Annotated in this window: 21 protein-coding genes; 9 read left to right on the plus strand and 12 right to left on the minus strand. The window is 72.0% G+C overall.

What is annotated here, in order from left to right; translation table 11 throughout:
• Nucleotides 1–129: 129 nt before the first annotated feature.
• The 3 genes from ATK36_RS28590 to ATK36_RS28600 are packed head-to-tail and all read right to left on the minus strand — an operon-like array spanning nucleotide 130 to nucleotide 2,728.
• Nucleotides 130–633, minus strand: a complete 504-nt coding sequence (locus tag ATK36_RS28590) for a hypothetical protein (protein WP_098514282.1) — start codon at nucleotides 631–633, stop codon at nucleotides 130–132.
• Nucleotides 630–1,988, minus strand: a complete 1,359-nt coding sequence (locus ATK36_RS28595) for a sensor histidine kinase (RefSeq protein ID WP_098515258.1) — start codon at nucleotides 1,986–1,988, stop codon at nucleotides 630–632. Before ATK36_RS28595 ends, ATK36_RS28590 begins: the two co-directional genes overlap by 4 nt.
• A 53-nt stretch (nucleotides 1,989–2,041) precedes the next feature.
• Nucleotides 2,042–2,728 carry a response regulator transcription factor gene (locus tag ATK36_RS28600; RefSeq protein WP_098515259.1) on the minus strand — a complete coding sequence of 229 codons (687 nt, stop codon included), beginning with the start codon at nucleotides 2,726–2,728 and terminating at the stop codon, nucleotides 2,042–2,044.
• Nucleotides 2,729–2,839: 111 nt separating this feature from the next.
• Between ATK36_RS28600 and ATK36_RS28605 the strand changes: the two genes are divergently transcribed.
• Nucleotides 2,840–3,769, plus strand: coding sequence for a phosphatase PAP2 family protein (locus ATK36_RS28605; protein ID WP_098514283.1), 930 nt, complete (start codon nucleotides 2,840–2,842; stop codon nucleotides 3,767–3,769).
• A 96-nt stretch (nucleotides 3,770–3,865) separates the two neighbouring features.
• Here ATK36_RS28605 and ATK36_RS28610 read toward each other — a convergent pair whose 3' ends face one another.
• On the minus strand, nucleotides 3,866–4,840 hold the full coding sequence (locus tag ATK36_RS28610; RefSeq protein WP_098514284.1) for a pirin family protein: 975 nt from the start codon (nucleotides 4,838–4,840) through the stop codon (nucleotides 3,866–3,868).
• Nucleotides 4,841–4,864: 24 nt separating this feature from the next.
• Nucleotides 4,865–5,911, minus strand: a complete 1,047-nt coding sequence (locus ATK36_RS28615) for a zinc-binding metallopeptidase family protein (RefSeq protein WP_098514285.1) — start codon at nucleotides 5,909–5,911, stop codon at nucleotides 4,865–4,867.
• Between the two features lie 97 nt (nucleotides 5,912–6,008).
• On the opposite strand from ATK36_RS28615, the gene ATK36_RS28620 reads away from it, so the two are divergent.
• Nucleotides 6,009–6,905 carry a hypothetical protein gene (locus ATK36_RS28620; RefSeq protein ID WP_098514286.1) on the plus strand — a complete coding sequence of 299 codons (897 nt, stop codon included), beginning with the start codon at nucleotides 6,009–6,011 and terminating at the stop codon, nucleotides 6,903–6,905.
• 10 nt (nucleotides 6,906–6,915) lie between these two features.
• Here the strand turns inward: ATK36_RS28620 and ATK36_RS28625 are convergent, their stop codons facing one another.
• Nucleotides 6,916–7,395, minus strand: coding sequence for a MarR family winged helix-turn-helix transcriptional regulator (locus tag ATK36_RS28625; RefSeq protein WP_245915276.1), 480 nt, complete (start codon nucleotides 7,393–7,395; stop codon nucleotides 6,916–6,918).
• 167 nt (nucleotides 7,396–7,562) lie between these two features.
• Here ATK36_RS28625 and ATK36_RS28630 point away from each other — a divergent pair, with 167 nt between their 5' ends.
• The 3 genes from ATK36_RS28630 (at nucleotide 7,563) to ATK36_RS33045 (ending at nucleotide 10,324) form a co-directional block, all read left to right on the plus strand.
• Nucleotides 7,563–9,542 (plus strand): FUSC family protein, encoded by a 1,980-nt coding sequence (locus ATK36_RS28630; RefSeq protein ID WP_098514287.1) that lies wholly within the window; start codon nucleotides 7,563–7,565, stop codon nucleotides 9,540–9,542.
• Between the two features lie 269 nt (nucleotides 9,543–9,811).
• The gene (locus ATK36_RS34320; RefSeq protein WP_281259100.1) at nucleotides 9,812–9,937 is read left to right on the plus strand and encodes a hypothetical protein; all 126 of its coding nucleotides are present in this window, start codon (nucleotides 9,812–9,814) and stop codon (nucleotides 9,935–9,937) included.
• A 3-nt stretch (nucleotides 9,938–9,940) separates the two neighbouring features.
• The gene (locus tag ATK36_RS33045) at nucleotides 9,941–10,324 is read left to right on the plus strand and encodes an SDR family NAD(P)-dependent oxidoreductase (protein WP_281259120.1); all 384 of its coding nucleotides are present in this window, start codon (nucleotides 9,941–9,943) and stop codon (nucleotides 10,322–10,324) included.
• A 50-nt stretch (nucleotides 10,325–10,374) separates the two neighbouring features.
• Here the strand turns inward: ATK36_RS33045 and ATK36_RS28640 are convergent, their stop codons facing one another.
• Nucleotides 10,375–11,670: an aspartate aminotransferase family protein gene (locus ATK36_RS28640; protein ID WP_098514288.1), complete on the minus strand. Its 1,296-nt coding sequence runs from the start codon at nucleotides 11,668–11,670 to the stop codon at nucleotides 10,375–10,377.
• An 83-nt stretch (nucleotides 11,671–11,753) separates the two neighbouring features.
• Here ATK36_RS28640 and ATK36_RS28645 point away from each other — a divergent pair, with 83 nt between their 5' ends.
• The gene (locus ATK36_RS28645) at nucleotides 11,754–12,686 is read left to right on the plus strand and encodes a LysR family transcriptional regulator (protein WP_098514289.1); all 933 of its coding nucleotides are present in this window, start codon (nucleotides 11,754–11,756) and stop codon (nucleotides 12,684–12,686) included.
• A 382-nt stretch (nucleotides 12,687–13,068) separates the two neighbouring features.
• Here ATK36_RS28645 and ATK36_RS28650 read toward each other — a convergent pair whose 3' ends face one another.
• Nucleotides 13,069–14,052: an LLM class flavin-dependent oxidoreductase gene (locus tag ATK36_RS28650; RefSeq protein ID WP_342752069.1), complete on the minus strand. Its 984-nt coding sequence runs from the start codon at nucleotides 14,050–14,052 to the stop codon at nucleotides 13,069–13,071.
• 14 nt (nucleotides 14,053–14,066) lie between these two features.
• Complete coding sequence (locus tag ATK36_RS28655) at nucleotides 14,067–14,768, minus strand: MBL fold metallo-hydrolase (protein ID WP_245915279.1); 702 nt, start codon at nucleotides 14,766–14,768, stop codon at nucleotides 14,067–14,069.
• Nucleotides 14,769–14,932: 164 nt separating this feature from the next.
• On the opposite strand from ATK36_RS28655, the gene ATK36_RS28660 reads away from it, so the two are divergent.
• Together ATK36_RS28660 and ATK36_RS28665 are read left to right on the plus strand one after the other, a co-directional pair.
• Nucleotides 14,933–15,433, plus strand: coding sequence for a TetR-like C-terminal domain-containing protein (locus tag ATK36_RS28660; RefSeq protein WP_098514291.1), 501 nt, complete (start codon nucleotides 14,933–14,935; stop codon nucleotides 15,431–15,433).
• A gap of 53 nt (nucleotides 15,434–15,486) precedes the next feature.
• Complete coding sequence (locus ATK36_RS28665) at nucleotides 15,487–16,947, plus strand: alpha/beta hydrolase (protein WP_098514292.1); 1,461 nt, start codon at nucleotides 15,487–15,489, stop codon at nucleotides 16,945–16,947.
• Between the two features lie 186 nt (nucleotides 16,948–17,133).
• Here ATK36_RS28665 and ATK36_RS28670 read toward each other — a convergent pair whose 3' ends face one another.
• The gene (locus ATK36_RS28670) at nucleotides 17,134–18,438 is read right to left on the minus strand and encodes an aminotransferase class I/II-fold pyridoxal phosphate-dependent enzyme (protein WP_098514293.1); all 1,305 of its coding nucleotides are present in this window, start codon (nucleotides 18,436–18,438) and stop codon (nucleotides 17,134–17,136) included.
• 78 nt (nucleotides 18,439–18,516) lie between these two features.
• Between ATK36_RS28670 and ATK36_RS28675 the strand changes: the two genes are divergently transcribed.
• Nucleotides 18,517–19,146, plus strand: coding sequence for an FMN-binding negative transcriptional regulator (locus tag ATK36_RS28675; RefSeq protein WP_211291978.1), 630 nt, complete (start codon nucleotides 18,517–18,519; stop codon nucleotides 19,144–19,146).
• 406 nt (nucleotides 19,147–19,552) lie between these two features.
• Here ATK36_RS28675 and ATK36_RS28680 read toward each other — a convergent pair whose 3' ends face one another.
• Together ATK36_RS28680 and ATK36_RS28685 are read right to left on the minus strand one after the other, a co-directional pair.
• Complete coding sequence (locus ATK36_RS28680; RefSeq protein ID WP_141544558.1) at nucleotides 19,553–21,124, minus strand: IS4 family transposase; 1,572 nt, start codon at nucleotides 21,122–21,124, stop codon at nucleotides 19,553–19,555.
• Nucleotides 21,125–21,299: 175 nt separating this feature from the next.
• Nucleotides 21,300–22,193 (minus strand): pyridoxal-phosphate dependent enzyme, encoded by an 894-nt coding sequence (locus tag ATK36_RS28685; protein ID WP_245915281.1) that lies wholly within the window; start codon nucleotides 22,191–22,193, stop codon nucleotides 21,300–21,302.
• Nucleotides 22,194–22,203 lie beyond the last annotated feature (10 nt).

Genomic DNA, 22,203 nt, shown 5'->3' on the forward strand with positions numbered 1-22,203 from the left:
GTCCGTTCCGGCGGCAGTGTCCATTTTCGACTGTCAGGGTGTTCTCGTTGCAGTGCAATGGTTTCGCGCGGCACAGTCGTTCGCCCCACCGTATCAGGCCTCCATCGGCGCCAGCAGACGGTCGAGTGGTCAAGACGTCCCGCAGGTGATCGTGGTGGAACCGTCGGTGGAGACCACACGGACACCGTCGGTCCCGGGGGAATCGCCGGCGGCGGACAGGGCGGCCACGGTGGTGCACGCGATCTGGTTGAGGCCGCTGGAGGGGATCACCCTCATCGAGTACGGCAGGGTCACCACGACCGGATTGGCGGTGGCGTTCACCGAGGGGGGCGCGGCGTTCACGGGCAGCGCCGAGTAGTAGCCCTGCGCCGATTCGGCCGCGTCGGGGCCGCGGAACAGCGTGGTCAGCGCGCCGCTGGGGGTGATCACGTCGGACTGGTCCCGGGTGACCGGGGCGAGCTGGCCATCGAAACGGAAGTACAGCGTGAGCTGGGTGCTGCCGCGGCCGGAATCGTGGGCGTCCGGGGCTTCCCCAGCCGGGATCACGTCGGTCGGCTGGACTCCGCAGGCGGTGGCCGACAGGCCGGTTACCGCGCCGGCCAGGGCGAGCACGATCGCGGTGGCGCGGTTCATCGGGACTCCGGTGGGGTGCGGGGCAGCCGGAGCGTGAACCGCGCTCCGTCGCCGGTGTTCGCGGCTTCGAGTTCGCCCCCGTGCAGGCGGGCGTTCTCGCGGGCGATGGCCAGGCCGAGACCGCTGCCTTCGGACCGGGCGCGCGCCGTGTCCGCCTTGGTGAACCGGTCGAACACGTGTGGCAGCACGGCTTCCGGGATACCCGGGCCGTGATCGAGGACGGTCAGCGTGACCGTCCCTTCGTCCGCCGCCAGCCGGATGGTGACCGGCGGTGCGCCGTGCCGCAGGGCATTGCCCACGAGATTGGCCACCACCAGGTCCAGCCGGCGCGGGTCGAACGTGGCGGTGATGTCCTCGGGCAGCTCGGTCTCGATCCCGTCGCCGTCCGCCCAGCCCCGCGCGGCCATGCTGGCGCGGACGGCCAGCGCCACATCCGCTTCCTCGGTCCGCAACTCCGCGCGGCCGGCGTCGAACCGGGAGATCTCGACGAGATCCTGTACGAGCCGGGTGAGCCGGCGGGTCTCCGCCGCCACCAGCCGTGCCGCGACCGCGGTGTCTTCGGGCAGCTGCTCGGCATCCTCGTCGAGCACGTCGGTGACGGCGTTCATCGCGGCCAGCGGGGTGCGCAGCTCGTGTGACACGTCGGCGACGAACCGGCGCGCCTCCGCTTCCATCGTCCGCAGCGTGCCGACCGTGCGTTCCAGCTCGGCGGCGGTGCTGTTGAAGGTGGTCACCAGGTCGGCCAGCTCGCCCGAACCCTTCGCGGGCAGCCGCACGTCGAGCTGCCCGCGACCGAGCTTGCGGGCGGCGGTGTTCAGCGCGCGCACCGGCCGCAGCACCTGGCTGGCGGCCACCAGGGCGAGCGCCACCGCGATCGGCAGCGCGAGCGCGGCGGTCTGCCACGCCCGCGTGGCCAGCTGCGCGATCGCGGCCTCTTGCTGAGCCAGCGACAGCCGCTGGTAGACCTCGACGCCAGTGTGCTGACTCGAGCCGTCCCTGGCCGTCCGCATCACCGGCATGCCGATCACCAGCTGCGGGCTGCCGTCCGTGACGACACGCTGGAACTGGATCCTGCCGGTGCGCGCGACCTGGTCCCGCAGCTCGGGGGTGAGAGATCGCGGATCGAGGCCGGAGCTTTCGCTCTGGTCCCGGTACACCACCAGGCCGACGCCCTTGAGGTTGTCGGCCAGGCGCTTGAGCTGTTGCTGGTCCGGGGGGAAGGCCATCTGCGGGAGATAGGTGGTGACCTGGTCGCGCAGCCGGATCATCGCCGGGTCCTGCGCGGCGCCCAGGATCGTGTTGCGGGCCGAGACGTAGCTCGCGCCGGCCGCGGCCGCGGCGCCGACCAGCATCATCGCCGCGAACCACAGGACCAGCCGCGGCCGCAGCCCGGTCCGCCACCGCTTGCTCACGAGCGGCCGAACCGGTACCCGAACCCGCGCACCGTCTGCACGTGGCCGGGGCGGGCGGGCACGTCCTCGATCTTCGCCCGCAGCCGCTGGACGCAGGCGTCGACCAGCCGGGAGTCGCCGAGGTAGTCGTGGCCCCAGACCGCGGTCAGCAGCTGACGGCGGCTGTGCACCTGCCCGGGGTGGCGCGAGAGCTCCAGCAGCAGCTTCAGCTCGGTCGGGGTCAGCGCGACCGGCTCGCCGTGCCGGCGCACCTGCATCCCGGCCCGGTCGATCTCCAGGTCGCCGTGCCGTTCGGCGCCGTGGTCGCCGGCGCCGTGCTCGGCGACCGCCCGGCGCAGCACGGCGCGGATCCGGGCGTCCAGCACACGGGGCTCGACCGGCTTGACCACGTAGTCGTCCGCGCCCGCTTCGAGCCCGGCCACCACGTCGAAATCGTCGCTGCGCGCGGTGAGCATGATGATCGGCACCTGACTCAGCCCCCGGATCCGGCGGCAGGTCTCGAAGCCGTCCATGCCGGGCAGCATCAGGTCGAGGACGACGATCTCGGGTGGTTGCTCGCGCAACAGCGCCACGCCGTCCTCTCCGGACGCGGCGGTGCGCACGGTGTGCTGCTGCCTGCGCAACGCCAGTTCGAGACCCTCGCGCACGGCCGCGTCGTCTTCCACCACCAGCACTGCTGCCATCTCGATCATTATGCGGAAAGGCACCTGTCCGGACGAGCCGGGTGCGGTTTGTTGCAAAATCACGACATAGTGCGGACGAGATTCCCATATTCGGTGGCCATGCTCGGAGGCATGGGAGTGATGATCACCGACCGGACCCCGCCGACCGTCCCGATCGATGTTCCGCCCGCGCCTGCCGAGACCGCGCGGCACGCGCTCGCCGCCTCGCGGCCGTGGCGCACCGCGGTGCTCGCCGCCGCCACGGCCGGGTTCGCCCTGGCCTTCCTGGTCGCCTACCTGCTGTTCGTGCAGACGCCCGGCGGGCAGCGGGCCGAGGACGGCGTGGTCCACAGCGCTCAGTCGCTCACCCGGTCCGCGGTGGACTGGGCACAGCCGCTGCGGCAGCTGGACCTGGTGGTCGTGCTGGGTGCGGCGGGGCTGGCGGTGCTGCTGCTGGCGCTGGTGCGCCGCCGGTTCGCGCTCGGGGTGACCGCGCTGGTGCTGTTCCTCCTGCCGCTGGGCCTGGCGCAGCTGCTCAAGGTCTACCTGCTCGAACGCCCGGAGACGCTCAGCGGATCCGGTGCGCCGGGCCACAACAGCTTCCCGAGCGGGCACGTCAGCGCGGTGACCGCCGTGCTGTTCGCGCTGGCCGTGGTGCTGCCCGCGCGGTATCGGACCTGGGTGTTCGCCCTCGGTGCCCCCGCCGTCGCCTGGGTGGCCGCGTCGACCGTCGCGCTCGGATGGCATCGCCTCTCGGACACCGTGGGCGGCAGCCTGCTGGTAGCCGCGGTGGTGTGCGCCGGCGCGGTGCTGGTCTCGGCGCGTCGCCCGGACGGTCGGCGGATCCCGCCGCCGGCCACCGCGTTCGCGCTGCTCGGCCCGTCCGCGGTGGTGCTCGGCGGCTACGCGGTGCTCTCCTCGGGGACCTCGGATTCGGCTCAGTTCGTCGCTGCGATGGTCCTGGCCGCTTTCAGCGCCGTCGCGGTCGTCCTGCTGGCTGCATGGTCACTCCGCCGGGTCAACTTCGACCCGGCGGGGGCCCGGACCCGTCTCGCGCCATAGGCGGGCGGTTCACGGGCCGCTTGCACGGAGGCTGTGAAGGGGCCCTTCACGGACTCAGAGTCCGTGAAGGGCCCCTTCACAGCCCTTGGCCGCGGGCTAAGCGGGGTTGCCGCGGGGCTTGATCCGGACGGCGGGCAGGGCCGGGGCGGGCAGCCGCGCCGGGCCGCCCGGGTGCGCGGCGACCGCGCCGAACCGGTCCGAACCGGCCTCCCAGTCCGCGCGGAAGGCCACGATCTCCTGGTGGCTGCGGGCCAGGAAGTTCCACCACATCAGGATCTCCTCGCCGAACGGCGGGCCGCCGAGCAGCAGGGCGCGGGCCGGTTCCGGGCCGGGGTTGGCGATCGCCAGGCGGGACCGGCCGGTGCCGAGGTAGCCGAGCCGGGTGCGGCTCAGCGTGGTGCCGGCGAAGGTGATCTCGCCGAGGTCGGCCAGCAGCCCGTGTTCGAAGCCGGGGTCCACGTCCAGGGTCAGCTCGGCACCCGGTTCGAGCGTCAATTCCGCGCCCAGCAACGGGGTGTACGTGCGGACCGGTGAGGTCTCGCCGGCGAGCGTGCCGAGGAAGACCCGTGCGGTGGCGCCGGGCAGCGCGGTGATCGGGGGCGCGTAGTGCTGGAAATCGCGCGCGGCGTTCCGGTGCTCGTCCGGCAGCGCGACCCAGAGCTGGACGCCGTGCAGGGTGGTGGTCTGCGGGGTGGACACCTCTTCGTGGCAGATGCCGTGCCCGCCGGTCATCAGGTTCAGCTCGCCCGGCCGGACTATGGCGTGCGAGCCGAGGCTGTCGCGGTGCTCGATCTCGCCGTCGAACAGCCAGCTGACCGTCTGCAGCCCGGTGTGCGGATGCGGGCCGACCGACATGCCGCCGTGCACCGCCGGGTCGACCGGGCCGTAGTGGTCGGCGAAGCACCAGGCGCCGATGAGGGAACGCTTGCGCTGCGGCAGTGTCCGCCACACCGGCATCGCCCGCGGTCCGCCGAGCGGTACCGATCGTGCTTCCAGCACCTCGGCTTCGCCCGGTCCGCACGGACCGGTCCCGCAGGCGAGTTCGGCCGGTTCCGTCTCGACATTGCTCACACTGCCACGATAACCGGAGCCGGGTCAGTCCTGCCCGGCCTCGGCGGCGAACGCGTCCTGAACCTGGCGTACCAGCGACGGATGCGCGAGCAAGTCGACCGCGGTGCGGGCGAGCGCCGCAGCGGTGGCGAGCAGCGTCGAGCAGGCCCGCCGGGAGGCCGCCGCGACGGCGAATTCCGGGGTGCCCGCGACGTGCGCGGGATCGGCGATCGCAACGGACGGGTGCAGCGTGGGGACGCGGACGCTCACGTCGCCCACCTCGGACCACTCCGGCGGACGGTCGGGGCCGGGCGGCGTGGCGACGATGCCGTGCGCAGCCAGGTGCGTGGTGAAGCGGGCGGAGAGCACCGGGTTGTCGCGCAAGGGCGCGTGGTGCGGCCCGAGCCGTTCGACCACCGCCTTCGCGCCGGTGGCCAGCGCCGCGCCCTCGGCGCAGGCGGTCACGTCGGCGGCCAGCCGGTCCAGGTCCGCGGCGCCGGGAGCACACAGGCCGAACCGGGCCTCGGCGAACTCGGGCATCCGAGCGGTGGACTCGCCGCCGCGGGTGACGATGCCCTGCACGGTCGTGCCCGGCCGGGGCCGCAAGGCGGAAACCGCGGTGAAGGTCTGGACCAATCCGGTGAGGGCGTCGATCCCCGCGCCGGGCCGGCCGTGCATGCTCACCCGCAGTTCCGCGCGGGCCGCGAGCGGGGACGGGGACCAGGTGTGCCCGCCGGGCCGGAAGGTCAGCGCCGCGGTCACCCCGTCTGGTACCGGTACGCCCGCGACGACCACGATCGCGCCCGGCTGTCCGGCGGTCACCCGGGAAGTCGCCAGCGCCGCACCCAGCGCGGCCGCGGTGATCAGGCGGTGCCCCTGCTCCGGATGGCGCTCGCCGGGGGCGAGGAACGCCACGCACGGGCGGCCTTCGCCGTGGCGGGCGAGGAAACCCCGGTCCGCGCGGGTGACCGAGAATCCGGCCGCGGGGAGGCCGGCGTCCGCGGCGCCGTCTCTGGACAGCGCCCACAGCAGTTCGGACAGCCGCCCGATTTCCTGGTCGACCCGGTCGTGCCGGTTCTCGTCGGCCTCCATGCCGCACCAAATACCCAGCCGGACGGTATTTGATCCGGCCCGGCAGTGGGTAATTCGGCCGTGTGCGCTCCGCGTCCGCGCGGGCAGGGTCGGCGGTATGACTGCGGGAAGCTACCGGGTGCAGCCGGCCGAGGTGTCCTCGATCGTGAAGAACGTGGAGGGCCTCGGCGCGTCGGCGCTGGCGGCCACCCGGGACCTGGAAAACCTCGTGCTCGATGCGGTGTCCTTCGCCGGGATCGGCAGTGGCGTGGCGGCGGCGAGCACCGCGCTGCAGTCGAGGCTGGTGTCCTCGCTGAGCGGATTCGCGGACCTGATCGGCCAGGTGAACGGTAAAGTGCGGGCCGCGGCCCAGTCCTACGCCGATGCGGACACCGCGACCGCGCGGGGCTACGGGGGTTCGCCCACCGGGGGAGGCGCCGCACCGGCCGCCGTGCCCGTGCGGCTCGACGACCGCGTGGTCGATTCGATCATGCGTTCCGAGGGTGCCGGTGGTGAACAGGGCGGCATGCCGGAGGCGTACGGCTTCCGGCAGAACATGCACAACGGCTATGACCAGATCATGGCCGCCCGGCGGCAGTACGGCGTCGGCAGCGCCGGAGAACGGGCCGTGGTGGCGGATCTGATGACCGCGAACGCGCGGCGGGCGGGGGCGCTCGAATTCACCGATCCCGGTTCACAGGCGGCGGTCATGTCCGGCGCGCACATGCGGGGCGCGGGCGGCGTGCGGGCGATCCTCAACCACATGGCCGGCGCGGACATCGAGCGCAGCGCCCGCGCACTCGACCCGGGCACCGCGCAGCAGCTGCAAAGCCTTTCCCCGGACGAGTTCCAGCAGCAGTTCCACGACGCCCGCCTCGAGTACGACCGTCAGGTCTACGGTGGCACCACGACCACCCAGGGCGGCCACACACAGAACTGGTGGGACCGCTACGGCCACGGCCTGACCGAGCGCTACGACCGGGAGCAGCGGGAGTTCGGGCGCCTGTCCCGGTAACGCCCGCCGGTCACGGGGATTCTTCGTCCAGCGCGGACAGCCGGGTGGTCAGGTCGTCGACGAACCGGGCGAGCAGCCTGCCCAGTTCGGGCCGGTCCTGCGGGGTCCAGTCCGTCAGCGCCTCGGTGAACCAGCCGAGCAGCGCGCCGATGTAGCGCTCCGCCACCGCCTTGCCCTCCGCGGTCGGGGCGATCAGCCGGGCCCGCTGGTCGGCCGGGTCGGTCACCCGCTGCACCAGATCCCGTTTCTCCAGCGCCTGTACCTGCCGGGTGATGTGCGGCCCGGCCACGTGCGACCGGGCGGCGATCTCGCCGATCCGCAGGGGTTCGCCGGCCAGTTGCAGGCTGAACAGGATGGACATCGACGGCCGGTCCAGCTCGGCGCCGCTGCTGACCACCGCGCGCTCGAACAGCTTGCCGCGGCTGAACGACCGGCTCAGCTGGGTCAGCCGGGGCAGCAGCTGCATCAGCAGTGCGCGGTCGGGCTCCACAGTGGCTCATTACTGGCTCCTCAGCGCTCCTCGGGACGGTTCTCGGGGCGCCGGGTAGGGTTTTCGCGATCGTGGCACGGGGATGCCCGATCGCTCCGGAAAAGAATACCTACCGTAGGCAGATACCGCCTGGTCCGGGCGGGACCCGGGAACGGAAAAGGGTGGGCATGCGCGCTCTGGCACGTGGCGGCGGGATGCTCGCCGGGATCCTGGTCGTGGTCGGCGGGACGGCCGGGCTCGGTGCGGCGCTGGGCCTCGGCGGCACGGCGGTGCTGGCCGGGCTGACCGCGTTGTTCTGTTTCCTCGCCGCCTCCGGAGGACCGCTGCGGCCGGATCTGCGGCTGCTGGCCGCGTTCGCCCCGGCGGTCGTGGTGGGTGGTGCCGGGCCGCGGCTGCTCGGCGAGGTCTCCTCCGTCGCGGCGATCGCGCTGCTGGTGGTCACGGTGTTCGTGGCGGCTCTGCTGCCTGCGCTCAGCCCGCGGTTCGTGACCGTGGGTCTCGGTCTCGGCATGGCCTCGGTGTTCGGCTACGGCTTCCAGCTCAGCGGTTCGGCGTCTGCCGCGCAGATCATCGGCGCTCCCGCGCTGGCGGTGGGCGTGGTGTTCGTGCTGCGGCTGCTGATGGGCGTCGGGGACCCAGGCAAGCCGACTCGCGCCGCGCTCGCCGACACGATGGCCGGTCCGGATCGGGGCAACGCCGAGCGCGCGGTGCGTCTGTGGCTGGCCGACCGGCCGCGCGCGTGGCAGGCACAGGTGTTCATCCGGAGCATGCGCGCGCACGGCGTGGCGACGGTGCTGCGAAGCCGGCTGCGCGCGTTGGAACCACAGCAGGCCGAAGCGCTGACGCAGGTGCTCGACGCGGTGGACGAGCGATTCGCCGCGCTCGCCGAGACGGTTCGGGCGAAGCAGGTTCCGGCCGAGCTGCCCGCGCTGGACCGGGTGGACCCCCATGTCGCGCTGCCCGGCGACACCGCGGCCCGGCTGGACGAGCTGTGGGCGGCGCTGGACGGGATCCGCAGCGCGGCGGCCGGCCGCGATGAGTCCGAAGTGGACTATCCGCGGCATCTGGTGCGGGAGGTGCTGCGGCAGGAGGCGGGTGGTGCGCTGTCCTGGCGTTCCGCGCAGTTGCGGCACGCGGTGCGCTGCGCGCTCGGCATCCTGGTCGCCGTGGTGATCGCGACGCTGCGGCCCGGCGACCCGCTCACGGTGTCTTTTCTGATGACGACGTTCGCGATCATGCAGCCGGAATGGCGGGACACGCTGGCGAAGGCCTGGCAGCGTGGTGTGGGCGCGGTGTTCGGTGCGGTGGTGCTGGGAGTGGCGCTGGTGCTGTTGCCGCAGTCGGCGCTGTTGCCGCTGGGGATCGTCGCGCTGGTGGTCGGCGTTCCGTTCATGAAGACGCAGCCCATGGTGTTCAACGCCTGCATAGTGCTGATGTCGGTCGGCGTGAACGCGACCACGCGGCATCTCGACGCGGTGTCCACGCTCGTCGAGTACCTGCTGCTGGTCGTGGTGGCCGTGGCGATCGGCCTGTTGTTCGGGTTCGCCGCGGTGCCCGGAGTGCCGAAACCTTCAGTGGCGCAACGGTTTGCGGACGCGATCGGCGAGGCGGCTGCGATGCTGGGCACCGTCGCCGCGCGGCTGCGTGGCGAGAGCGATCCGCGTGCCGTGGGGCTTCGTTTCCGCGCCGCGGCACGCACGACGCAGGATTTACTCAGCCCCGTTCCCGGTAGCCGGGAACCCGCGCCGGAACACCAGGCGGCGCTTGAAGAGGTGGGCGATGGGCTGCGTGGCCTGATGGCCTCCTCCGGTGCTCTTTTGCAGCGCGGTGCGGGTTCCCCTGAGATGGCGGGCTTCGCCGATTCCGCCGCCCGCGCGCTGTCCGGCGCTGGGGAACCGCCCGCGCCGCCGTCGTCCGCGGACGAGGAGGACCGGCTTCTGGCCGACCTGGTGCTGGCCGACCTGTGGCGGGTGCGCGAGGGTGCCGGGGTGCTCGCCGCGGGGTGTCGGGTTGAGCTTCCCGTTGCCGCTCAACGGGATCACTCTGGTGGCGCTCGCGGTTCCGCACCCCGCTTGGCAGCTGTCGCCGCGCGAACGCCGAGACAGGCCGGGAGTCGATTGCGGTACCGCCGTTCCGGTGGTCATTGACTGTCCACGGTGGCTGGTTTCGGGTGTGACCGGACCTGTTCTGCTGGCCCGGCGCGCATTCTTGCCGCCGGGGCGTTGCCGCGGACCGGGCAGGCGAGGACGGTAGCGGGACCGGTGCGCACTCCGGAAATGACCCCCGGCCCACCCTAGGCGGAGGGTGGGCCGGGCCCGGTCGCCGTGCCCCCTCGCCAAGCCGGACCGCCCGCCCGCGGCACCTCACCGTGACCGACCGTGGGTCCGTGAAGGGCCCCTTCACAGACTCTGAGTCTGTGAAGGGCCCCTTCACAGCTTTGAAGACGGCCGCGCGAACGCGGGCGACTCCGCTGCTGGAGATCACCCCGGACGAACTCGCCGAAGTCATGGCGGTCACCTTCACCGGCACGTTCCAAGCCTGACAGATCTTCGGCGCGCACTTCGCCGGGCAGGGTTACGGCCGGATCGTCAACCTCGCCTCGCCGGCCGGGCAGAACGGCGGGACCGCCACCGGCGGGCACTATGCGTCGTCGAAGGGTGCGATGCTGTCCGCCACCAAGGTTTTCGCCCGCGAACTCGCCGCGCAGGGGGTGACCGTCAACGCGGTTTCCCCGGGTCCGCAGGACAGTCCGGCGGTGCGGGCGATCATCGGCGAGGAGCACCTCGCGGACTACGTCCGGCGAATCCCGGTCGGCCGGCTCGGCGACCCGGCGTTCATCGCCTCGATGGTCGCGCTGCTCGCCTCCCCGGCGGCGGCCTCGGTGACCGGCGCCTGCTGGGACGCCAACGGCGGCCTGCATCTGCGCTGAGATACAGGCCGCCGGAGGTCTGGTCGTGGGTGGTCCGGCCGCCGTCGGGCTCAGAGCCGGTCGGCCGCGTAGACCAGCGACTCCTCCAGGATCGCCGCCCCGCGGGAGAGTTCCTCCTCGGTCGCGGTCAGCGGCGGCGCGATCCGGAAGGTCCCGCCCATCCCGGGCAGCTGCACGATGTTCATGTGCAGGCCCAGCTCGTAACAGCGGCTGGTGACCGCGGCGCCGAGCCGGTCCGCGCCACCCGCGCCCAGCACGTCGTCACCGACCAGTTCCATGCCCAGCAGCAGCCCGCGGCCCCGCACGTCGCCGACCAGATCGTGGTTCGCGGCGATCTTTTCCAGCTCGGTGCGCAGATGCCGGCCCAGCTCTCGAGCCTGTACGTCCATCTTCTCGGCGGCCAGCACGTCGAGCACGGTGTTGCCGACCGCGGCCGGCAGCGGGTCGTTCACGTGCGTGGTGAAGAAGAGGAAGCCGCGTTCGTGTGCGCGCTGCTCGATCTCCGGGCTGGTCAGCACGGCGGCCAGCGGCAGCCCGGCGCCGAGGGTCTTGGACAGCGTGAGGATGTCCGGTACGACGCCCTCGTGCTCGAAGGCGTACCAGTCGCCGGTGCGGCACAGACCGGTCTGCGCCTCGTCGACGATCAGCAGCATGTCCCGCTCGTGGCACTTCTCCGCGAGCGCGGCGAGGTAGCCGGGGGGCAGCTCGATGATGCCGCCGGAGCTGAGGATCGGCTCCACCAGGCAGGCGGCGAGGCTGCCGACGGACTGCGCGTCGATCAGCTCGAAGCCGAGGTCGAGCTGACGACGCCAGTCCAGCTCGCCGTCCGCGTCGACGATGTCCGGGTGGAAGCGGTGCGGCACGGGCAGCGCGAAGTTGCCGGGCGCGGACGGGCCGTAGCCGCGCCGCCCGGCGCTGTAGGTGGCGTTCGCGGCGGCCAGCGTCATGCCGTGCCAGGATCGTGCGAACGAGACGATCTCGTAGTTGCCGGTGACGAGCTTCGCCATCCGGACCGCGGCTTCGTTCGATTCCGCGCCGGTGGTCAGCAGCAGCGCCTTGGACAGCTGGGCGGGCAGCGTGCCGGCCAGCCGTCCGGCCAGTTCGACCACGGGACGGCTGAGCATGCTGCTGTGCAGGTGGTCGAGCCGGGCGGCCTGTTCGCGGACGGTGGCCACGATCGCCGGGTGCGAGTGCCCGAGGATGCCGCTCATCTGGCCGGAGGTGAAGTCGAGCAGTTCCCGGCCGCTCTCGGTGTACACCATCGTGCCCTCGGCGCGGGTGATGATCTCTTCGCTGAAGCCGGCGTGGCCGGAATAACGGATCAGGTGCTGGTCGGGGGAGTCCATGTGATCACGGTAAGGACGGTCCGCTGCACGTGTCCATCGCACAGATCTGACCGATCTGTTCGACAGAACCGTACAATCGGGGCATGCTCAGTTCCTGGCGGTTGCGGTTGCTCAGTCAGCTGGAAACGCTCGGCACCGTCCGCGCGGTCGCCGAGACCATGCACCTGAGCCCGTCCACGGTGTCCCAGCAGCTGGCCGTGCTGGAGACCGAGACCCGGGCCCGGTTGATCGAGCGCAGCGGACGGCGGGTGCGGCTGACCCCGGCCGGGCTACTGCTCGCGCGGCGCGGCAGGGAGATCCTGGACCAGATGGCCGACGCCGAGGCCGAGCTGCGGGCGCTGAACGACGAGCCGATCGGCACCGTCCGGCTCGGCGTGTTCCAGAGCGCGATGTTCCCGCTCGCGGTGCCCGCCGTGACCCGGCTCGCCGGCACGCATCCGCACCTGCACGTGGAGCTGATCGAATCGGAGCCGCACGAGAGCGGGGCCGCGCTGCGGGCGGGCGAGGTGGACGTGGTGGTCACCACCACCGACTATCCGGGTCAGGCCTGGGGCGCCGATCTGGAGATCATCCCGCTGGGCACCGACCCGGTGGTGCTGGTGCTGCCGCCGGGCCACTGGCTCGCCCGCCGCCCGACGGTGCACCTGGCGACCTGCGCGGAGGAGATCTGGGCGTCCGACCGGCCGCGCTCCTACATGACGGAGCTGACCGAGCGGCTGTGCCGGGAGGCCGGGTTCGCGCCGCGGATCGCCTGCCGGTTCAGCAACGTCCTGATGCAGCTGCGGCACGTCGAATCGGGCCGCTCGATCGCACTGCTGCCCGCGCTGGCGGTCGAGCCGGAACACGCGGTGGTCACCCGGGAGCTGAGCGTTCCGGTGCACCGCAACATCACCGTCGTGGTCCGCCGGGGCGGGACGAAACGGGCCGCGGTCAACGCCGTGGTGGCGGCGCTGCGCGACCATCCGGAGATCTCGGCGCTGTCCACACCGGACGGTGATGGGGGATCGGCGGGGTGACCTTCCGGGGTGGATCCGCTGTGGCCTGGCGGAGGGCTGTGAAAGGGTCCCTTCACGGCTTTGCCGGTGGGTGTTGTGAAGGCTGGACGGTTGGCTGGGGTGCCAGTTCGGCGGTCAGTGTCCGTCTTGCGGGGGAGGGGTTTCCTGAGTGTCCGGAGTGGAGGGTTGAGGGTGTTGCGGTAAGTGGGGCGGGTTGGGTTGGGTGCTTGCCGTTGCGGCTCTTGCCTGTGCCGGAGTCCGGAGGACTTCCTCGGCCCGGCCGGAGTGACCGGCCGGGTGGGTCCACTGTGGCTGGTGGAGTTCTGTGAAGGGTCCCTTCACGGACGCTGAGGCTGTGAAGGGTCCCTTCACAGCCTTGCCGCACCCACCTTGCCGGGGGGTGTCACGAAGGCTGGACGGTCAGCCGCGGCGCCAGTTCGGCGATCAGCTCGGCGGACCGCCGCCGGTCGGGATGGCCGTGTACCGGTGTGGTGAACATCAGTTCCGCGGTACCGGTCTCGGAGAGGATTGCCTGGAGCCGTTGCCGCACGGTGTCCGGCGAGCCTGCGACGAGACCGTCCTGCGGTGGCAGGGTTTCCGGCCATGCGGCGGCCTCTTCCGGGGTGGGCAGCAGGATCCGTTCGCCCCGTCGTCGGAGCATGGTCTTGAGCCGGGTCGGGCCGGTCAGCCAGGCGGCCTGCTCGTCGGTCTCTGCCACGAGCACGGCCACGCTGACCACAGTGGACGGAGCCGGGATCCGGCCGGGCCGGAATTCCGTGCGGTAGGTGCGCAAGGCCGCGGCGGCTCCGCCGGGGTTCAGGTGCCGGGCGAAGGCGTAGGCCAGGCCCAGCGTCGCGGCCAGGCGTGCGCTCGCCGTGGTCGAGCCGAGCAGCCACACCGCCGGGGTGTTGCCGATCGCCGGGATCGCGCGGACCGGCTGTGTCTGGTCGAGGTGGCCGAGCAGTTCCCGGAGACGGCCGGGGAATCCGCCGACGTTCGCCTCCCAGTCCGGGCACACGGCGGCCGCCGCGCGGGGGGATCCGCCCGGGCCGCGGCCGATGCCGAGGTCGATCCGCCCGGGGTGGAACGCGGCGAGCGTGCCGAACTGCTCGGCCACCACGATCGGCGCGTGGTGGACCAGCAGCACACCGCCCGAGCCGATCCGCATCCGCTGTGTGGCGTCGGCGATCCGCGTGGCGAGTACCGCGGGCGACGTACTCGCCACGCCGGCCATCCCGTGGTGCTCGGCCGACCAGTACCGGAGGTAGCCGAGCCGGTCGGCCAGCACGGCGAGGTCCACGGTGCGGCGCAGCGCCTCCCGCGCGGTCGATCCCGCGACGATCGGCGAGGTGTCCAGCACCGAGATCCGCACCCGTTCCCCTGTCACCGGTGCATCGTCTCTCATCCGAAGCGCAGACCGGCACCGTCGGCGAGGACATGTCCCACGGTCGGGGCCGGGAAATGCGAGCCGAGCACCAGTGTGGGGGAGCCGGCGAGACCGGCGAGCAGCGCCCGGCGGGTGCGCTCGGCGAGGGCGGGGTCGATGTCCACGCAGCTGGTGATCTCCGGGTGCGCCACCTGCACCGGGTGGTGCACGCAGTCGCCGGTGATCAGCGCCGACCGGCCGCCACTGTCCAGCTGCACCGCGACCTGTCCCGGGGTGTGTCCGGGGGTGGGGATCAGCCGCACGCCGGGGGCGATCACGGTGCCGCCTTCGGCGACGTCGACCAGGTCGAGCAGGCCGTGCTCCTCGATCGGCAGCACGGAATCACGGAACATCTGCCGGCGCGGCTCGTCCATCGGGTGACCCGCCCAGAACTCCCGCTCGACCCGGGAGGTGAGGTACCGGGCCGCGGGGAAGGTGGGCACCCAGGCGCCGTCCACCTCTCGGGTATTCCTGCCGACGTGGTCGGTGTGCAGGTGGGTCAGCACCACCAGGTCCACCGAATCCGGCGGGAAACCCGCTTCGGCGAGGCGCTCGGGGTACTCGGTCCGCAGCTCGTGCCAGGCCGGGTTCGCCCGCTGCTTGCCGTTGCCGGTGTCCACCAGGATCCGCAGCCCTCCCGCGGAGACCGCGAAACTGTGGCTGGCCAGCCGCGGCACGTGCTGGCCGTCGGCGAAATCCGGGTGCAGCCAGTCGTGCCGGGCGACGACGTCCGGGGTGGCCGTGGGCAGCAGCCATGGCCCGGTGGCCGCCGGCCCATGGCTGCTGCACCTCGTCCACCCGTTGCACGGTGATCTCGCCGACGGTCCAGGACGGGACGGGCATGACCATCTATCGCCGCTGGGGCGATCTGCGCGAGCTGCTGTCCGACGTCGCCGTGCAGCGGTTGCGGCCGGAGGCGCCGCCGGCCGACCTGGGTGGGCTGTCCGCCGATCTGCAGGCGTGGGCCGAGCAGTTCCTCGACGAGATGTCCTCACCGCCGGGGCGGGCCTACATCCGCGACGCGCTGCTCGGCGACCAGGATAACGCGGGCCAGTGCTCGGCTTACGCGGCCGGGCAGATCGAGGTGATCACCACGCGGGCGGCGGCGCGCGGGGAGCGGGCACCGGAGGTCGAAACGGTGCTGGACCGAGTGGTCGCGCCGATGATGTACCGCATCCTGTTCCGGCCCGGGCCGTTTCCGCCGGGATACGCGCGGGAGCTGGTCGCCGGGCTGTTTTCCCGACGTCCGGGCGCGGTCCGGGTTCGGGCGGCCGGGTGCGTTCGGGCCGGATCCGTGCCGCTGAGTCCTTCTCCGGTGGCCGAGGTGCTGTGGTCCTGCTAGCCAGGAGCGGTGGTTGTCCGCAGTACCCCAGTCCACTTTGGAGGGATCGAGTGATGACAGTCGGGGCAGCACGCCTGGCCGCGACGGCCGGAGCAGTCGTCGCGGTGCTGGGTCTCGTCGCGGCACCGGCCGCGGCGACGGGTGGCGGGGTCAAGTGGTCCGCCTGCCCGCCGGAGGTGAGTGCCCCGCGCGGAACCGGGTGTGCCCGGCTCGCCGTGCCGCTGGATTACGCGGATCCGTCCGGAAAGCAGCTGGACCTCTTGCTCTCCGCGGCGGGTTCGCTGGACGCGCCGGAGGTGCTGGTGGTCAACCCCGGCGGGCCGGGTGAGTCCGGGATCGGCACGCCGAAGCAGGTCGTCGCCTCGATGTCGCCGGAGCTGCGCGACCGGTACCTGGTGGTCGCGTTCGACCCGCGTGGCGTCGGGGCCAGCTCGCCGGTGGACTGCGGGGACACCTCCGCGCTGCTGCCCGCCCCCATGCCGCCCGACGACCCGGCGGACGCCGGGCAGGAACAGGCGCGGGTGAAGCCGGCCCGCACGATCGCCGACACCTGCGTGCGCCGTGCCGGGGATCTGGTGCGGCACATCACCACCCAGGACGCGGCGCGGGATCTGGACCGGATCCGGGCCGCGCTGGGCAAGGACCGGCTGGACTACCTCGGCTACTCCTACGGGACGAAGCTCGGCGCCACCTACGCGACGATGTTCCCCGAGCGTGCCGGGAAAATGGTGCTGGACAGCGTGGTCGACCCCACCGTCGGCGGGTACCAGCAGGGGTTCGAGCAGGATCCGGCGCTGCAGCACCGTGCGGAGCAGTTCTTCGCGTGGGTGGCCCAGCATGATGCGACGTATCACCTCGGCGCCACTGGCGCCCACGTCTCGCAGTACTGGCGGGGACTCCGGGGAGACCTCACTGCGAAACCCGTCGAGGGCAAGGTGGGCGGCGCGGAGCTGGACAACATGCTGGCGTCCACAATGTACACCGACACGTCCTGGCCGACGTTGGCGTCGGCCGTTTCCCGTTACCACGCGGGCGAACCCGGCGGACTCACCGCCGCGGCCGCGCAGCTCGCACAGTCCGGAGTGGACGGACCGCAGCTCGCGTACAACTGCGCCGACGACAAGTGGCCGGCGGACTGGGCGACCTGGCACGCGGACACCACCCGGGCGGCGGCCAAAGCGCCCTTGTTCGCCTGGCTGAACACCTGGTTCTCCGCGCCCTGCGCGTTCTGGCGGGCACCGACCGCGCCGCCGCTGAAGATCGGCTCCGGGAAGGTGCCGCCGTTGCTGCTGGTGCAGGCGAAGGACGATCCGGCCACTCCGCTGACCGGCGCGCAGCGGATGCAGCAGGCCATCCGTGGTTCCCGGATGGTGCTCTCCGAGGGTGGCAACCACGGCCAGTTCCTCTTCGACGGCAACAGTTGCGTCGACCAGCCCGTAACCCAGTACCTGCTCACCGGGAAGCTGCCCGCGGCCGATGTGCGGTGCGCCGCGTCGCCCGCGCCGGACGCGTAACGGCCGTCCCCGCGCGGCGCCGAGGTCGACATCCGGCCCGGCTTGGTCGGCCTGCGGGAAGGGCTGTGAAGGGTCCCTTCACGGACTCAGAGTCCGTGAAGGGACCCTTCACGGAATTCCGGGGTTCAGGCGTCCGTTGTCCGGCCTGGTCGTTCGGGCGATGTCGGAATGTCCTGTATGGACTGTCTAGCTCCGGCGTAGTTCACCGAGGCATCGGGCGAACTCCCGGGTCTGCGGCGGGGTGAGGCGGGCGGCGGTGATCCGGAGCCCGGGCGTCGCGGTGCTTCCCGGTGGCAGGAACAGTGAGCCGTCGCGGACCGACCAGCCCGACTCGTGCAGGGCGGCGACCGTGGCGGCCGGGCCTTCCGGAATGGGCACCCAGACGTTGAATCCGTTGGTGGGGAACGGGGTTTCCACGCCTGTCGCGGCGAGTTCCGTGCGCAGTGCGTCGACTCGGTCGCGGTAGGCGTCGCGGGCGCGGGCGAAGGTGTCCGTGGAGGTTTCCAGCAGTTCCGCGGCCAGCTGCTGCAGCAGCCTGCTGACCCAGGTGGCGCCGGGGCGCAGCCGGGTGCCGAGCCGGTTCGCAGTGTCCACATCGGACGCGACGACGGCGACCCGCAGATCCGGGCCGAGGAACTTGGCCACGGAACGCACCAGCGCCCACCGCCGTGCCGTGTGCGGGGTGGGGCGGTGATATGGCGTGCGGGAGATCGCGGAGAAGTGGTCGTCCTCGACCACCAGCACGTGCGGGTGCCGGGCGAGGACGGCACGGAGTTCCGCGGCCCGGTCGGCGGTGAGGCTGACTCCGGTCGGGCTGTGTACGCGCGGGGTGATCAGCACCGCACGGGCTCCCGCGGCCAATGCGGCGTGCAGGGCCGCGGGCTCCATGCCCGCCGCGTCCACCCGGACCGGGGCGGCGCGGAAACCGTTGAGCCGCAAGGTTCCTTCGCTCGCGTAGAAGCACGGGTCCTCCATCGCGACGAGGTCGCCCCGGGTCAGGTGCGCGAGCAGCAGCCGCTCCACCGCGTCGACCGCGCCGTGCGTCACCGACACCTCGAAGGGGACGTCCACCTCGTCTGCCCAGGTCCGCCGCGCCCATTGCGCCAGCCGAGGTTCGACCGCCGCGCTGCCGTACATCTGCATCCGGTAGCCGAGCCTGGACAGCGCCGCGGGCACATCCGGCAGCAGTGCCGGATCCGGGTTGCCGCTGGAGAGATCCACCAGCCCGCGGTGCGCCTCGGCCTCGCCCGGCAGCTGCGGCAGGGCGGTGATCACCGTGCCGTGCCTGCCCCTGGTCTCCGCCACGCCCGCGCCGACGAGCATCCGGTACGCGGCCGCGACGGTATTGCGGTGCACGCCGAGTTCCGCGGCCAGCTCCCGAATCGGCGGCACCGGATCACCCGGCCGCAGCCGCCCGGCGCCGACCAGGTCGCGCACGCTCCCGGAGATCTCGCCCGCGGTCGCGCCCTGGATCGCCGTGCGGTCGGTCACCTGCCGAGTATGGCACGTGACAGCGCGGGCGCCGGTCGGTACGGTGTTTGTCACGTGACAAAGTATCGAGGAGGAGACGTGTACCTGCCGAAGCAGTTCGAGGTGCCCGCCGGCGACGCCGCGGCCGCGCTCAGCCGGGGCGGATTCGCGCACCTGGTCACACCGGTGCCCGATGGCGGGCTTGAAGTGACCTCGCTGCCCCTGCTCTACGACGCGGACAACCACGCGCTGATCGGCCACCTGGCGCGGCCCAACCCGCAGTGGCGCTACACCGGCGAGGCCGAGTCGGTGGCGATCATCCCGGGCGTGGACGCCTACGTGACCCCGTCGTACTACCCGAGCAAGCAGGACGGCGGGAAGACCGTGCCGACCTGGAACTACGAGACCCTTACCGTGCACGGCCGGCTGCGCGCGCACGACGATCCCGAGTGGCTGCTCGACCACGTCACCCGCCTCACCGACCGGCACGAGACCGGCCGCGCCCAGCCGTGGCGGGTCACGGATGCGCCGGAGCCGTTCGTCCGGGCGCAGCTACGCGCGATCGTCGGGATCGAGCTGGTCATCAGCCGCGTGGTGGCCAAGGCGAAGCTGAGCCAGAACCGGACCGCGCCGGACCGGGCGGGCGTGGTCCGGGGGCTGGCCGGGGGGAGCCGGCCGGAACAGGAGACGGCGGCCCGGATGGCCGGGCTTGGGTTGGACCGCGGCTGAATCCGGCGGGTGCGGTGGCGGCGGCCGGTGGAGTGCGGGAGCGTCCGGTGGTGCCGGGTGGGGTGCGGCTGGTGTGGTTGGTGGGCGCCTGGTGGTGCTGGGTGGGGTGCGGCTGGTGTGGTTGGTGGGCGTCCGGTGGTGCCGGGTGGAGCGCGGCTGGGGTGGTGTTGGGACTGGCTCGGCTCGAAGGCACCGGGCCTGATGGCGACCAGGCGTCGCTGAGCTTCCTGTTGCCGGGTGGGGTCACTCGGCACCAGGCAGGCGGTGGGTTCGCTTCGCACAACCCCCAGTTCGGGCAGCCGGTCGGCAGGCGCGGGGTTGGGTGCCGATGGGTTGGTGCGCGGTGGATCTGGGCACGCCTTCCCCGGGTGGGCTGGTGTTGGAGGCAGGTCTGTGAAGGGCCCCTTCACGGACTCAGAGTCCAATGCCAGGAACTTAGGTCGGTTCTGGGTTGGTGTGGTGTTGGTTTGGTTGTGGTGGGTGGTGTTGTTTCTGCTGTGGGCAGGATGTGGACCTGGTAGCTGGCTTTGGTGCTGGTCGGTTGCGGGGTTTTGCTGCGGTGGGGGTAGCGCGTGGTGGTGCGTTTGAGTGCTCGGGGGTAGACGCGGTGGTGGGTGTGGACGGTGATCAGCTGTCGGCATAAGTCCTGGGCCACCCATTGGAGGTGTCGGGATGTGTCGGCGGGTGTGGTAGTGATCGCGTGTTCGGCGGCGTCGCGGGCGGAGGTGAAGGAGATCCGGGACGGGTCGAGGTTCTGGGTGAGCGCTGCGTGGCTGATCAGCAGCCGGATGGCCTGGTAGACGATCAGGGTGGCCCAGAGTTCCTGCTGGGCGCGGATCGGGGTGTGGCCGCGCAGGGGCCGCTTGGCCAGCAGCGTGGTTTTGATCTCTTTGATGCCGGTTTCGGCGGTCCAGCGGCGGGCGTAGAGGGCGACGAGCTGGCCGGCGGGTGCGTGTGCGGGGTCGAGCAGGCTGGTGACCAGCCGGTATTTCTCGGTGCGGGTGACGCCGTCGACGGTGACGGTGATCAGTGCTTCGACCACCCGGACGACGATGCCGTTGATCGGGCGGGGCGTGGGCGGGCGGTGCCCGCGTTGCTTGTTGCGGCGCACGTTGCGCGCCCAGCGGCGGGCGTCGGCCGGGGCGTGGAGGGTGGACAGCCAGGACCCGTCCGGCAACGCGTGCTGCACGGGCAGCTTCGGGGTGTTCTGCTTGGCCCGCCACAGCAGATGCGCGCCCCGTTCCCGCGCCGCGGTCCACAGTGGATAGCCGAGGAAGCAGCGGTCGGCCAGCAGCAGCATCCGGTCGTGCAGCCGGGGCAGCAGCTGATAGGCCAGGGTGGGCTCGCCCTGGCTCAGCGGGCCGGTGACCGCGCCGAGCAGACGGCGGCTGCCACACGACAGCAGCACCAGCACCCGGATCTTGGACGGCCCGCGGGCCACGCCTGTGCGGTGATGGGGCGGGAAGTGTTCACGGTTGGCCGCGGTGTCGGCCGGCTCGACCTCGGTGCCGTCCCAGGCACACACCTCCAGCCCGAACGCGTGCGACCACGGCCTGTTCCGGGTAGGCGCCGCCCGCGCCAGCGCGCCGAACAACAACTGGAAGGGCACCACGCCGATCCGGTCCCGCAGCTTGGTCAGCGCCGTGCTGGCCGGCGGCCACCAGCCCAGCACGGACAACCGGGGCAGACTCTCCTGCGAGAACATCGCCCTGATCGTCGCGTTGCCGGACTTGGTGCGCAGCAGGCACAACGCGAGCACGAAGTACACGCCCAACCGCGACGGCAGTGCCCGGAACCGCCGTTCGTCCCGGCCGGCGACGGCCAGCGCCTCATCAACCAGCGCGGGCGGGACGACCCACGACAGCAACCCCAGCCCGGCCTGTGACAACAACCGACCCACCGGCGAGGACCAGCCCGAGGGCATGACACCATGAACGGACAACGAGGCTCCTGGCTTGCTGATGATCTCGACAATCACCAGCTCTAGCCGGAGCCTCGTTGCCTATCCACACCACCACGCCGATCACACCCAAACCGTGATCAACACCACCCACCAGACCTTAAGTTCCTGGCATTGGACTCAGAGTCTGTGAAGGGGCCCTTCACAGACCGCTGGGGGTGTTGCCGCTCGGGCTGCGGACCGCGCGTGCTGCTTACCGGCCGGTAAGCAGCACGATCTGCACGCCGTCCGGACGGGCGAACCGGGCGTGCGCGAGCAGGCCGGCGAGTCCGGCGGCGCCGGACGGGCTGGCGTATCGTCGGTGGCGGGCCAGCAATGCCTGTGCGGCAAGGAGATCGTCGTCGGTGGCAGCGTGGACGGCGCCGCCGGACGCGGTGATCACGGTCAGTGCGCCGGGGCCGTGCAGGGCGTCCCAGTTCACCAGCGGTTCGTTGTGGACGGTGGTGACCACCTGGTCCGCAGGCAGCGTCCGGTAGGGGCCGGGCCAGCTGGTCACGATCGGGTTGTTGCCGGGTGAGCCGACGCCGTGCACCGGTACCGGCCAGTCCAGCGCGGCGAGCTGCCGGCCGGCGGCGACGATGGTGGTGCCGTTGCCGGCTGGGATCCACAGCGCTGCGTCGGCTCCGTCGAGCACACGGTACACAGTGGACACGATCTCGCCGTGTCCACTGAGGACCGCGTCCTGGTAGGGGCCGTCGACGTTGCCGTCGGCGGCCCCTACGGCCAGGGCCAGCCGGTGGGATTCCTCGACGGCGTCCTCATAGCCGCCGTTCACGAAACGGACGTCGGCTCCGGTGGTTTCGGCGAACGAGCCGCCGTCGCCCCAGTCTGCGGGCAGGACCACGGTGCAGTGTAAGCCCGCGGCGGCGCAGGCGGTGGCCATGGCCCGGCCGTAACTGCCGCAGGAGCCGACGATGACCCGGTCGTGGCCGTCCGCGCGGGCTTTGGCGACTACGGCGCGGGCAGCGGGTTCCTTGTGGCTGCCGGAGGTGTACTGGGTCTCGTCGAGCAGGAGTACACGGACGCCGGGCACGAGGCCGTCCATCAGCTCCGCCGAAGCGGGGACGGGATGGGTCTGGGATAACACGGAAATGTCC

Origin of the sequence: Amycolatopsis sulphurea, assembly GCF_002564045.1 — a bacterium.
GTDB lineage: Bacteria > Actinomycetota > Actinomycetes > Mycobacteriales > Pseudonocardiaceae > Amycolatopsis > Amycolatopsis sulphurea.